At 41.4% G+C, this 12,902-nt stretch carries 12 protein-coding genes; 1 reads left to right on the top strand and 11 read right to left on the bottom strand.

Annotation, left to right across the window (positions count from 1 at the left end):
* Position 1: 1 nt before the first annotated feature.
* The 6 genes from DXA36_RS18865 to DXA36_RS18840 all read right to left on the bottom strand — a co-directional run bounded on the left by DXA36_RS18865 (position 2) and on the right by DXA36_RS18840 (position 6,049).
* The gene (locus DXA36_RS18865) at positions 2 to 958 is read right to left on the bottom strand and encodes a hypothetical protein (protein WP_118681034.1); all 957 of its coding nucleotides are present in this window, start codon (positions 956 to 958) and stop codon (positions 2 to 4) included.
* A gap of 255 nt (positions 959 to 1,213) precedes the next feature.
* A complete protein-coding gene (locus DXA36_RS18860; RefSeq protein WP_118681033.1) occupies positions 1,214 to 1,417 on the bottom strand; it encodes a hypothetical protein in 204 nt (67 codons plus the stop codon).
* 22 nt (positions 1,418 to 1,439) lie between these two features.
* Positions 1,440 to 2,756 carry an ABC transporter substrate-binding protein gene (locus tag DXA36_RS18855; protein WP_118681032.1) on the bottom strand — a complete coding sequence of 439 codons (1,317 nt, stop codon included), beginning with the start codon at positions 2,754 to 2,756 and terminating at the stop codon, positions 1,440 to 1,442.
* Positions 2,757 to 3,211: 455 nt separating this feature from the next.
* Complete coding sequence (locus DXA36_RS18850) at positions 3,212 to 3,481, bottom strand: hypothetical protein (RefSeq protein ID WP_118681031.1); 270 nt, start codon at positions 3,479 to 3,481, stop codon at positions 3,212 to 3,214.
* Between the two features lie 24 nt (positions 3,482 to 3,505).
* Entirely contained in the window at positions 3,506 to 4,612 is a 1,107-nt protein-coding gene (locus DXA36_RS18845) for a TIGR04066 family peptide maturation system protein (RefSeq protein WP_118681030.1), read from the bottom strand.
* 9 nt (positions 4,613 to 4,621) lie between these two features.
* Entirely contained in the window at positions 4,622 to 6,049 is a 1,428-nt protein-coding gene (locus DXA36_RS18840; protein WP_118681029.1) for a radical SAM protein, read from the bottom strand.
* 358 nt (positions 6,050 to 6,407) lie between these two features.
* On the opposite strand from DXA36_RS18840, the gene DXA36_RS18835 reads away from it, so the two are divergent.
* The gene (locus tag DXA36_RS18835) at positions 6,408 to 6,872 is read left to right on the top strand and encodes a hypothetical protein (protein WP_118681028.1); all 465 of its coding nucleotides are present in this window, start codon (positions 6,408 to 6,410) and stop codon (positions 6,870 to 6,872) included.
* A 147-nt stretch (positions 6,873 to 7,019) separates the two neighbouring features.
* Here DXA36_RS18835 and DXA36_RS18830 read toward each other — a convergent pair whose 3' ends face one another.
* The 5 genes from DXA36_RS18830 to DXA36_RS18805 form a co-directional block, all read right to left on the bottom strand.
* The gene (locus DXA36_RS18830) at positions 7,020 to 8,069 is read right to left on the bottom strand and encodes a LacI family DNA-binding transcriptional regulator (RefSeq protein WP_243114687.1); all 1,050 of its coding nucleotides are present in this window, start codon (positions 8,067 to 8,069) and stop codon (positions 7,020 to 7,022) included.
* Positions 8,070 to 8,237: 168 nt separating this feature from the next.
* On the bottom strand, positions 8,238 to 9,077 hold the full coding sequence (locus tag DXA36_RS18825; RefSeq protein ID WP_118681027.1) for a carbohydrate ABC transporter permease: 840 nt from the start codon (positions 9,075 to 9,077) through the stop codon (positions 8,238 to 8,240).
* On the bottom strand, positions 9,077 to 9,919 hold the full coding sequence (locus DXA36_RS18820) for a carbohydrate ABC transporter permease (RefSeq protein ID WP_118681026.1): 843 nt from the start codon (positions 9,917 to 9,919) through the stop codon (positions 9,077 to 9,079). Before DXA36_RS18820 ends, DXA36_RS18825 begins: the two co-directional genes overlap by 1 nt.
* Before the next feature lie 212 nt (positions 9,920 to 10,131).
* A complete protein-coding gene (locus tag DXA36_RS18815) occupies positions 10,132 to 11,547 on the bottom strand; it encodes an ABC transporter substrate-binding protein (RefSeq protein WP_118681025.1) in 1,416 nt (471 codons plus the stop codon).
* A gap of 468 nt (positions 11,548 to 12,015) precedes the next feature.
* Complete coding sequence (locus DXA36_RS18805) at positions 12,016 to 12,840, bottom strand: Cof-type HAD-IIB family hydrolase (protein ID WP_182479155.1); 825 nt, start codon at positions 12,838 to 12,840, stop codon at positions 12,016 to 12,018.
* Positions 12,841 to 12,902 lie beyond the last annotated feature (62 nt).

Genomic DNA, 12,902 nt, shown 5'->3' with positions numbered 1-12,902 from the left:
CTTAATTTATTATCATTAATAGACACCAAATAATTAATAAAGAGAGAGAGATACTGCCGGAAACCTGTATTAATACACCTGAATACCATGAATAATCACCAATACTTTTAGTTTCATAAATAATATCTAGTGACACCGATATCATTAATATTGTCAGTAAGACTTCCGATGACGTACTAAACAGCCCATATAAAATTGCCCTTTTTTTTAAAGCTTGTTTTTTAGGTAAAATAATTGCGAGAAATAGCTGTTTATATTTTTGTTTAAGCATTGTCCCAATAGTAAAACAGCGTACCTCCTGGGCAAATTCCCTGGTTGTGCCCAATTCAAATATATAATTTTTTTGTCTTTGATTCCTTACTTGTTCCATATCACATTGATATAAAATTTTAGTATACTTTTGTCCCAAACATGCGGAAGGTACCGTCATTATAGAAATTATTAATGCAAAGAAAACATTATTCCTTCCCAATGCAATAAAAGATGTAATAAAAGAAAGAAACGCGGTAAAGCATAAAATAACATTCCACACAATATTAGTCCATGACATTGCATCACGTTTCGCCGACATAAATACGTCATAGTACTGAGGTGTATCATACATACTTAAATCCGTGTCCAGTGCAATTTCAAACATATTCTGCATTATTATATTTTCAATCAACTCATTATGTACAACATTTATATAGGACTCAAAATTAACAATCGCTTTATCCATAATTTTTAATAATGATAAAAGACATAACCCCAAAATAACCTGGCTTATTTTAAGTGTTATATCTTCCTGACTGACAAATACATCCAGAATTATTTTAGTTGCATATATTCCGGTAATTGAAATAAACGGTTTCAGAACACTGCATATTAACCTGATTATCGAATAAAATTTAGATGCATTCCATGAAAATTTCACACAATATCTAATAGTTTTAAAAAACAGTTTATTTCCTCTCACCATACCATTTATCCTTGTTCTTTTCAAATGGGGGAATACCTTCCCCCATTTTACCCCTTACAAATATTAAAAGGTGATTGTGTGACTGAATTAAAATCACGTCCCTGGCTGGTTACAGCCCCAAATATGGCATGAGTGGGAGTGGGTGCACAGCTGCAGTTTTCCGTACAATTACAACTGCATCCGCAGCCTCCCGATAATGCAATAACCCTGCTCTCTCTTTCTCCAGATACCTTTTTTATTAATTTCCCCATAATACTACCTCTCTGAATATACTGCTGCATATCTTCCATTTTCCATTGCGGTTGCATTATCCTTACCCTGGCTTGTCACATCATACTGTATTTGATGTGTAGGAATCGGAGGACAGCTGCAGTTGCCCTCACATCCGCAGCCACAACCACAGGCCATTGCAACTACCAGGCCATTCTCCCAATAAGGTTCCCTTCTTCTTTTGTTCATTTATTCACCTCCCTCCATTTCCCTACTCCGTTAAATATAAGTCCAATTGTTTTTGTGTTTCTTCTAACGCCTCCGCAAAATCTGCTTCGTTATGAATATAAGGCTCCATTCCCTTATAAATAACACCAGCCCACTTAGGCTTGAAGAAACAAAGATTGATTTTTTTGATATTATCCAGGTAAAAATCAATGTATTTTTCATCCAGAGGAGAAGCATCTTTTGTAAAACCATTTAAATCACTGCCAAAAAGTTTGTTTCCCCACTTATCTCCATATTTCTGCATAATTACAGAAGATATATTAATATTTCCTCTCTGTGCCCCGGGATTCATCTGCACTTCTTCACTAAACAATATCTGGATAAAATTCCATGCATTTTGCTTGTTGGCGCTGTTTGCCCTTACACCAACCGCTCTGGAAACTGTGGCTGTTATTCCACCGTCTTTATTATATAAAGGCGTTAAAACCGCATGATCCGTGGTGTCCAAAAAACGCACCTGATTAATAACATCATCAAAACTGGAATAGTCAAGGGTATTATCAAAAATACATTTTTTGTCCCTGACGGCGGCGGCACCAAATGCATCTCCGAATTCATAATTATAAGTGCCTTTTTCCACAATTTCCTTATACCAATGATAAAAACGGGAAAATTCGTCAGTTGTAATATCACTCCTTTTTTCTATCACATTTACAAAACTATAACCAGATAAAAACAAACAATCTCTTGCCGTTATATCCATCCGAAACAATAATCTGTCATCTCTTCCATCTGCATAATATTTTTGTGTCTCTGCCAAAAAGCCTTCGAAATTCTTACAATTATCCAGGTTAAATTGTGTTTCCTCCAATGTGGAAGCACTGGTTAATAAAATAGGAAAGCTATACTCCATAGGGATAGCAAAACGCTTCCCATCATAAACGCAGGCATCCATAACCACACGGTTGAAGCTGGCTTTATCTAATACCTGATCTTCCTGATAAAAAGTCTCCAAATCCGCAAATGCCCCGTTCGTCACCATTTTGTCAATATCCCAATAGCTTTGCAGAATGAATACATCAGCTCCCTTTCCTGCCATAAGATCAACTGCTAACTGCTGTTCATAATTTCCTTGTGCTTCCGGATCCATCACTCCGGTATTTATTACAGTTACATTTACCTCCGGATACCTCGCCTTATATATATCCACAGCATATTCCAATGGCTTGTCATTATATCCAATATAAACAGTCAATTCTGTGTTTGTCCGGACAGGTTCCGTATTACATGCGGAAAACAGACACAAAAACGTAACTGTAAATAACAAGGCAACCGCCCTTTTATTTACTATACTCTTCATTCAATTCACCATAAATGTGGTATAAGGGAACTTCCCCGTACCATCACCCATTATTTACATGGAAGGCTGTCGATGAGGAAGTCATATTATCCCGGCCCTCGCTGAGAACTCCACTTTGGATCGCATGCGTTGGTATTGGAGAACAATTACATGCGCCATTGCAATTACAGGAACACAAACAGTCTGATAAGGCAATTATTAAATCTACTTTCTTTACTTGCGGCCTTTTATTAAGCTTATTCATTTTTTCACCTACCTTGGAGAATATGTGGAAGCTATGCTACCATTATTACTGGTGCTGCTTGTATCTTTTCCCTGGCTTGTTACTCCGCTTTGAATTTGATGCGTTGGTATCGGATCGCAGTTACAGATACCATTACACCCACATTGGCAATGACAATAGCTTAAGGCACAAACAAGTTCTGTAACCTGTGGGTTCTTCTTTTGAAGTCTTTTCATCCTTTCACCTCCCCTCCCTGTAGAATACGTAAAATTTTATTGACAGTAGAAAATCCATACTCTAATACCATATAGGACTCCGCTTTTATATTGAATTCCTTTTCTATTTCGAAATACAATACAAGCATATCTAATGCAGAAAATCCCCATATTTCACTAGTCAGACAGGAATCTCGTTCTTTATTCCATAACAAATCCAGCCTGTCTCCGGATACAAATTTATTAAATATGTTAAATACTTTCTTTTCTATATTTTTTTCCATCATATCATCTTTCTTTTTATTAATTTATCATGATAATTTTTCCAGTAAATACTCAAACATTTTATCCATTTGCTCATCATTAATAAGACAATAAACTGGTAATGACAAAGTTTCTGCCGGTACCCTCGACAGCAAATCATTTATTGGCTTATAATAAAATTCCATTTTATGCTTTTGCAAGGATGTCGCTAAGTGCAGAGATTTATTGGAATAATGAGCACAATCCAACTGAAAACCATATCTCATACTTATTTCTCTATTTAATAAATCCATACTTTCGGATATTATTTCGGCGGAACCCAAAAATGTACCAATCACAAAATCTGGCTGTACCGCTCTTGTTAACATATATGCCAATACTCCGCAATCATTGGGAAATAAGGGTGTCTCCAGCATACCCCCGGGAACTTCAATAACAATAACATCAGGATTCTCATCTAATGCAATTCTGTAAAGCTGATGATTAAGCAATGTTATAACCATAGAGATATCCATCCCTGTCTTTTTTCCTGATGCAAAATCCGTCAGCAAAAAATTATAATGAAATCCATAAAAATTATACTCAGGCCGCATTCCAAATGCCGTTGCTTTAAATCCATGTTTTTTAAAGTTTTTCATCAAAGACAATACAATTTCAAAATTATTTGCTTCAGTTACTATCCCGCTCACAAAAATGACAGGGATAGGAATAACATGCATTTTAGTTACGGTATGTGAGTTCCAGGAACAGTTCTCCATTTTATAGGGATTAATGAATGCAACATTATTTCGTCTGCAATTTTTAATAATTTCCTTCTCATCGTTTGTCTTCAGCTTAATATTACAAATAATATCTTTACGAAGTCTTATTGCCGCCTTTATATATTCTACAATATCTTTATATCTGTCATATTCCGTTTCATTTCCCCATGGTATAAACATTGCCTCTGCATGATGCAAACATGTTAGCAGATCCTTTTCGACGGTTATTCCTAGAAATTCCCTATTATCAATTACCGATATGTCTTTACCGCAAACACCTGTGCCCGCCGGAGATACTGCCGCTTTTATTTCATAACTATTATTAAAAAAATGATGATACTTCATGATTGGAAGATTACTTGCCAAAAATGGATACAATATCGCTTTTTTCATATGCTCTCCTTATAACACAGAAATCTGTCCGTAATATTTGGATGCTTCCAATAAAACAGCCTTTTCTTTCAAGATTCTGTCAAAGGTCCTCCAGGCTTTTTGACAATTCATAATACGATGTGATTTAGTTAATTTTCCGTTATCATCACAATATTTTCCACATAAAGTACAACCCCAAAATGCCCAACACTTTCTACAATGATTTTCTGAAAGCTTTGCAACATTTAATAGTGCATTCGCCTTCCGTAAATCGATACCGTGTTCTATATCTCCTAAAATCATGCAATCAGAAATCTCATTAACCCGTTCGCATACAATAAATTTACCGTCTACAGTTGTCATTAGCCGGGCTTCACCCGGAACACAAGGCCCTCCAGGTACTAACCTAGCCGGACGGCGTCCGTTATTCCCCATTTTCCCTATATTTTCCAGACACTTACCAACATTCGGCCTCACAATTGGTGATAAATCAGTCCATTTCAACTTATTAAGCACACAAAGATATGCCAGAAATTCATGATACTTTAATTTAGAGTTAAATTCTTCAGAGAAGGTATTACGTACTAAAGAAGTCTCATCATCAATGATTGTAGACATTATTTCTATTTGATTCACTAATTTATAATTAGTGAACAGTTGATTTATACGATCAAAATCTTGATTAGGATCTAAAACCATATTTATTGAAATTTTATGCACATATTTTTTATGGTTATTGATAAGGATTTTCAAGTTTTCAATTACTGAATCAAAGGTACCTGCTCCATCTCTGAAAATCCGATTCTTATTATGTACTTCCCTTGGTCCGTCCAGGCTGATTACAAGATTAAAATCATATTTTTCTAAAAAGCTTATAATTTTATCATTCAGCAACGTTGCATTTGTTGTCATCATATAATTAATTTTTTTTCCATAAAAAATCTCTTCAGCAAAAGTAACCGCCTCCTTTATCAGCTGCATTTCAAGTAAAGGTTCACCACCGTAAAAACCAATATAAATATCCGGTGTATCTACGGAATGATCCCGTAAGAACAATAATGCTTTTTTGGCAACAGATAAATTCATAACTCTGTTTGAATGAAATCTCTGGGAACCATCATTTGAAGTATAATGGCAATAACTACATCTTAAATTACAATTCTGTGTTACCTGTAATGTCATTTTCTGCATTCTTCTGTTTACTATATTTTCCAGTTCATCGGTCAATGGATGTTCAATCGTCTCATATCTCAAATCGGATAAATAATCTTGCGCAAGTAAGTCCTTAATCTCATCCGGTGAACTGTCTTGTGCGGATAATGCACTATTACTGTCTCTCACATTACATAAATACTGATAACACTCAGGGCTGATTTCGACAATATCATTTTTATTTACATCATAAAAATAGGTTCCATTTAACGTTGTAAATAACTTAATAAATGGATCTTTCCTCATTTTTCTTCCTCCTGAAGCAAAACAAATTATTTATATTTTTAATATACAATACATCCTGATTATTCGCTCGCAATGTCCTTAAACTGTACTTTTTTTGAGTGTAAACAGCTTATTTGTATAATATTTTAAGCATTTTATATATTTAATTTATTATGGAAAGGAGAAACATTATCATTATGTTATTCAAACAATAAGCGAAACGTGCTATTTGTTATGTTTCAATGATACCGTTTGAAGTATAAAACCAAATATAATATTGAAAAAACAGGGAAAATTAAATATAATGCTCCTGTAACCATTGTGAAGCCGGCGGCCGCCCGCCGGACAAGTGACATAAGTATTTTACAGGAGAGAAGAAATGGAAAAGAAAAACAACATTCTGAAAATCGCATCCTTTATTCTGATTGCGTTTGCCGCAATTGCCCTTGTTATATCGGTAATCAATGTTACCAAAACGCTGGGCCAGATGAATAACATGGATGCGGCAGCACAGGCTGCATTGGACAATGCTGTTGCCGCCAATGCCGGAAGCGGAGTATCCGCCGATATGGCAGTAGGTCTGGTAAGCGGTATCGCCTATGTAACGCTTGCAATCACGGTAATCTTCAATGTGTTGAAAATTATCATCGGCATACTGGGAATTAAGAAATCCGAAGTGATGGGAACCAATAACTTCTTTATGATATGGGGTATTATCTTCCTCGTTTTCGGTGTTTTCGGCCTGGCAGGCATCATGTCCCTGCTTGGTTTCTGCAATCTGATGGCGGGTATTGTAGCTCCCCTGCTTTTCATCATCTTTGCAAAGCAGAAGAAAGCGGCCTGATTTACAGCCGCCGCAGACCGGCGCTGTCACGGCCTTTGTCCCGGAACACAAACTGCCTCACCTGCAGGCCGGATATCCTCCGGCAAATCCATAGCAGGTGAGGCAGTTATTTTTTGTAACGGCAACAATACGGTACCGTTACCAGTTTTATAGTTTCCTCGTTGATTCCTGTTCCAGCAGCACGCCGGCATATACCTTATGCCGGTGCCCGCTTCTTCCCGCCAGGATATCGAACAGAAGAGACACGGATTCCTCCGCGATGTCCTGTACGGGCTGGCGGATTGTGGTGAGGGTGGGATTGTAATAGCTGCACAGCTCTATTCCGTCAAAACCCGCTACGGAATAATCCCGGGGGACATTTTTCCCTTCCTCAAATATGGCACGGCACGCGCCTACCGCCATGGTATCCGAAAGAGCGAAAATGGCAGTAAACTCTTTTCCGGAGTCCAGCAGCTTTCTCGTCATCACGTAGCCGCTTTCCATGGAATAGGACTTAATATCCGCAGGCATATGGCAGATCAAATCCTCATCCGGCTGTATGCCATGATCCTTCAATGCCTTTTTGTAGCCGTTCAGCCTCATCTTGCCGATGCTGGCGTCATTGGGCTGGGCAGCCAGAATGGCGATTTTGGTATGTCCCTGGCGGATTAGGTAATCCGTCATCCGGTAACCTTCCTTTTCATCGTCCACCGACAGGGAGGAATAATAGTCATGATGCATTCCGTCAGGCGCGCAGCCCACGGTGGAAAGAATAAAAGGAATATGGAGCTTGCGCAGTTTTTCTTCGGAATGGGAAAAATACCCTCCCAGGAAGATTATCCCTGCAAGCCGCTTCTCTTTCACCAGTTCCAGCGCCACATCCACTTCGTCCTCGTTGGATTCCACATGCCGGATGACCATGGAATATTTTTTCCTTTTGATTTCATCCTCAATAATCTGTATGGCATCCGCAAAAAAAGGATTGGTGATACCCTTGACCAGCACAGCAACGCACTTCCCGTCCGTACGCTTCAGGTTTCTCGCACTGTTATTAGGTATATAACCATGCTTCCGGATGGTATCCATAATCATTTTTTTCGTTTCCGGATTGATATCCGGATGGTTATTGATGGCCCTGGATACCGTGCTTACCCCCACATTACAGAATCTGGCGATATCTCTAATCGTTATTTCTTCCACATCATGCTCTTTCCTCATATTCAAACACCCGTCCCCCACATCTGGCGTCATATTTTACAGGTTTTGACAAAAAACCCACCTTTATTTTATAGGACAGTTCTGGTGTAAGTCAACCCTGTCTGTTTTCCCGCGGTTTTTCTGTAACAGTTCGTTACTGTCCAGCCGGGTCTGAACCGTTACGTATTCCTACCCTTTCACCGCTCCCGCCACAACGCCTTCAATAATATATTTCTGGCAGACCAGATAAAAAATGATAATGGGGATAATCGCCAACACCAGAACACCCATCATAGCACCCATATCAATGGAGCCGTAGCCGCCTCTCAAATACTGGACCGCAATAGGAATGGTCTTATATTTGGTCATATCCAGAACCAGGTAAGGCAGAAGGTAATCGTTCCAGATCCACATAGCCTGGAGAATAGCCACCGTAATGCAGGTCGGCTTCAGAATAGGCATGACTATACTGAAAAAAGTCTGGATAGGCGTACAGCCGTCGATCATGGCCGCCTCCTCTATTTCCAGCGGAATCCCTTTTACAAAGCCGCAGAACATAAAGACCGAAAGCCCTGCTCCAAAACCCAGATAGACCACAACGATACCCAGCGGATTTCCCAGATGAAGCATATCCGCCAGCTTGGAAAGGGTAAACATAACCATCTGGAACGGAACGATCATGGAAAACAGGCACAGGTAATACAGGCCTGTGGTAAACTTGTTTTTTACCCGGGATATATACCATGCACACATGGAAGTGCAGAGGATAATCACGGTAACGGATAAAACGGTTATGAACAGGGACGTCCAGAAGGCATCCACAAAACCGGTCTTTTTAATACCGTTCACATAGTTTTCCAGGCCCACATACATTTTCCCCGCAGGAATGGCGAAAGGTTTTCTGCTGATATAGGCTTTTTTCTTAAAGGAGTTGATGACCACCAGTACGATGGGAAATACGTACACCAGGGATATGAGGGTAAATACAAAGGTCAGAAGCCCGCCGTGCTTTGCTTTTCTCGCATTCATTACTGCTGTACCTCCTTCCTTCGTGTGATCTTATTCTGGGCAAGGGCTATAATCGCCACCAGGATAAAGAATACCACCGCTTTGGCCTGCCCTACGCCCTCCCAGCCGGTACGGCCGTAAAAGGTATTATAAATATTCAGGGCCAGCATTTCCGACATCTTGGACGGCTCCCCGTTCGTCAGCGCCAGGTTCTGGTCGAACAGCTTGAAGGAGTTGGTCAGTGTCAGGAAGGTACAGATGGTGATGGAGGGCATGACCATAGGGATGGTCACGTTCCTGAGTATCTGCCTGGAATTGGCCCCGTCAATCTTGGCCGCTTCGATTAAATCCCCGGAAATATTCTGGATACCCGCAATATAGATAATCATCATATAGCCTACCTGCTGCCAGCACATCAGAACGATCAGCCCCCAGAAGCCATAGGTGGAGGAATAGGTCAGCGTCCGGTTGAAATACAGCAGTATGCCGTTGAGAAGGAGCTGCCAGATATAGCCCAGAATAATGCCGCCGATCAGGTTGGGCATAAAAAACACCGTCCTGAAAATATTGGTTCCCTTAAAGCCTTTGGTGAGAAGCAGGGCCACCGCAAAGGCCAGTACATTGATCAGGATCACCGATACCACGGTGAATAGCGCCGTATACCAAAGCGCATGGACAAAGGACGGATCCGTAAAAATTTTAAGATAATTGGAAAAGCCGATAAATGTGGCATCCGTTACCGTAGTGAACTTGCAGAAGGATAAATAAATGCCCATGATAAATGGGGCTATGAATCCCAGGATAAAAGCAAGAAATGTAGGAAGTACAAAAATCGGCCAATACCTTCTGATTGCTTTTGCCATTTTCTTTCCTCTCTTAATATAAAGTGTGCATCCGCTGTATGAAACAGGGCGGGCACTCCTCGCCCGCCCTGCTCATAAGCAACTGCCGCCTCTAAACGCTGGCAGCCATTGTTCTCCGTCTTACGGTGAAAGCTCCGTTTCCACCGTATGGATGGCCGTTCGGCCCGGCTGCATTTTATACACTATGCTGCCCGGTAACCGGGCATGGGCGTTTATTGTGCATTTGCCGCATCGTATTCGGACTTCCATCCGTCCACGAATGCCGTTACTACGTTATCCCATTTTCCGGTGCCCTGTGCATATTCCAGAAGCGCACTGCCCACACCGTTCTTCCACTCTTCGGAAGGCATGGTTGTGAAGTTCCATGAAACGGGTGTTTTTCCGGCTTTTGTATATTCATCGTTGGCAACAATCAGCGGATTCGTGGACTGATAGCCGTCTGCAAAAGTCTTGAAAGGAGTTACAAATCCCATCTTGTTTGCAAGGGCGTCACGTCCTTCATCACTGGTTACCACCCAGTTCAGGAAATCAAGGGTTGCCTGGATATCTTCCGGTGCTGCGTTCTTATTTACACACCAGTAGTTTTCAGAACCGGTACAAAGTCCCTGATTCTCTTCCCCTTCCACGCCAATGTAGATAGGAAGCATTCCCAGATCTTCGTCCGCTACTTCATTGTCCTTGATATCATTGTAAGCCCATGTGCCGTTCTGGTAGAATACCGCTTCGCCAAGTGCGAATTCGGAAGCGGCATCTTCACCGGTTTTACCGGAAAGGAGACTGGGTTCACAGGTAGCGTCTGTAATATACAGGTCAAAAATCTGTTTGTAGTTATCCAGATAGGTTCCTTTAATTGCAGGTGAGGAGGTAATTCCATCAGCCTTGTATTCATAATAAACAGGAAGGTTGGCAAGATGGGTCTTGAATCTCCAGTCGGAGGAGGCATCAAAACCTGCGGATGTAAAGGCACCTTCTACGCCGAGATCCTCCTTATGTGCCTGAATGCCGTCCGCAACCTTTTTCAGCGCTTCAAAATTATTCAGCTGGTCGATGGAGGTGATTTCCGCATCGGGCAGTGCAAAATAATCATTCAGCAGCGCTTTGTTATAGATGATACCGTAGGTTTCGATAACATATGCCATACCGAGAACGGAGTCGCCTTCCTTCAGTACATAGTCATCACTTTCGATATTCTTATAAACTTCACTATCCTTCAGGTCATAGCAGTAATCCTTCCAGGATGCCAGGCCTACAGGTCCGTTTACCTGGAACAGGGTAGGCGCTTCTGATTTAGCCATCTCAGACTTCAGCGTGGATTCATAGGTTCCGGAAGCCGCTGTCACTACCGTTACCGGCACACCGGTCTGCTCCGTATATACTTTAGCCAGCTCCACCCAGTCCTCTGCCTGTTCCGGTTTGAAATTCAGATAATAAACCTTGCCTTCGCCGCTTGCCGCGGTTGTCTCCGCCGTGCTTTCCGCAGGAGCCTCCGGCTCCGCCTCAGAACCCGCTTCTGCCGGTGTTTCTGCCGGTGCAGGTGTGCTTTCCGCCCCTGCCTTTGATCCGCAGCCGGCCAGAAGGGCAGAAACCATTGCTACGCTCAGTAATGCGCTGATCAGTTTCTTTTTCATAATTACCTCTCCTTTTCTTAAATTGCCTAGATTCCGGAAACGTTATCGGTAACGTTGTCGGTAACGTTTCCAATTGCTATGGTTGTATATTACCACATCATATTTCTTAATGCAATACTTTTTTGTATATTTTTTATATTAATTTCTATTTTTCTTGTGCTTAATATACATTTTGAATAATTATAAGTTTTTTCCACTTTTTTTACCAGCATTTTACATGTATTTTCCTTCTGTTTTCTGGGTAAAAACATGCTGTCCTTTATGATTTTAAACATTTTTACCCGAATTATACCATTCAAAAACGCATAAAAATACATTCCGCTGCACGCCAGGCCGACGTCTGCTGCCGCCACGTTTTATACGGTCCGCGCCGCGCATATGCAGACCTGCCTGATCTGCTGCAGGTTTATCCTGCAGAAAAAAAAGAAGAAATCCCCTGCAGGATTTCTTCTTGTGTATTTGCTGTATCTACAACATATATTTTTCCATGATTATAGCTGCCCCGTCATGGTCACAGTCCTCTGTTATTTCCCGCGCCAGCGCCTTCACCCGGGGAACCGCATTCCCTACCGCAGCCGGAAATCCTGCTGCCTGCAGCATTTCCACATCGTTACTGTTATCCCCTACTGCGATGACCGCTTCCATAGGAATCTGCAGATGATTGCACAGGATTCTAAGCCCTTCCCCTTTATTAGCCCTCTGTGCATTGATCTCCAGGTTACCCGCCAGGGAGCTTGCCAGAGAAAGCGGAAGCCTTGCTATTTTCTCAAGCGCTTTCCGGCGGCTGTCGCCATCCTTAAAGAACAGATTGATTTTTTCCACCTCCATAGGATTCTCCCGGTAAAAAGAAAACAGGTTTTCTACCTTTACCACACTCTGACGGAACACCTCGTCAAAATCCCCGAGACCGAACGCGGCAAGACGCCGCATATAGGCCGTATCCATAAACGGACGGTTTCCCATAAAAAAAGAGGTGAGGATATCCTCCCCTTCCACACAGGCAATTACCTTAAGCACAAGCCTGGGCGGTATGGGGATCCGGGCTATATGCTTCTTCTTCTGCAAATCATATACACATGCACCGCTCTCGCATATCAGATATTTCATGGAAGGGAAAGCTTCCAGGTAAGCTTCCATTTCACGGATACATCTTCCTGTGGAGAAAACCACCTGTTTTCCCCGCCGCATGATCTCTTCCATAGCCCTTCCGGCTCTTGGCGTTATTTCCTGCCCGGAATTCAGCAGCGTCCCGTCCATATCCAGGGCAATCAGCAAATATTCCCTCTCTTTCATCTGTGACCCTCCCATCCTGCCGTAATGCCTATTGATAGTTTACAATATTTCAGCCGGTTTGT

Source organism: Eisenbergiella sp. OF01-20, assembly GCF_003478085.1.
Lineage (GTDB): Bacteria > Bacillota > Clostridia > Lachnospirales > Lachnospiraceae > Eisenbergiella.
This window is presented reverse-complemented; position numbering and strand designations above follow the sequence as displayed.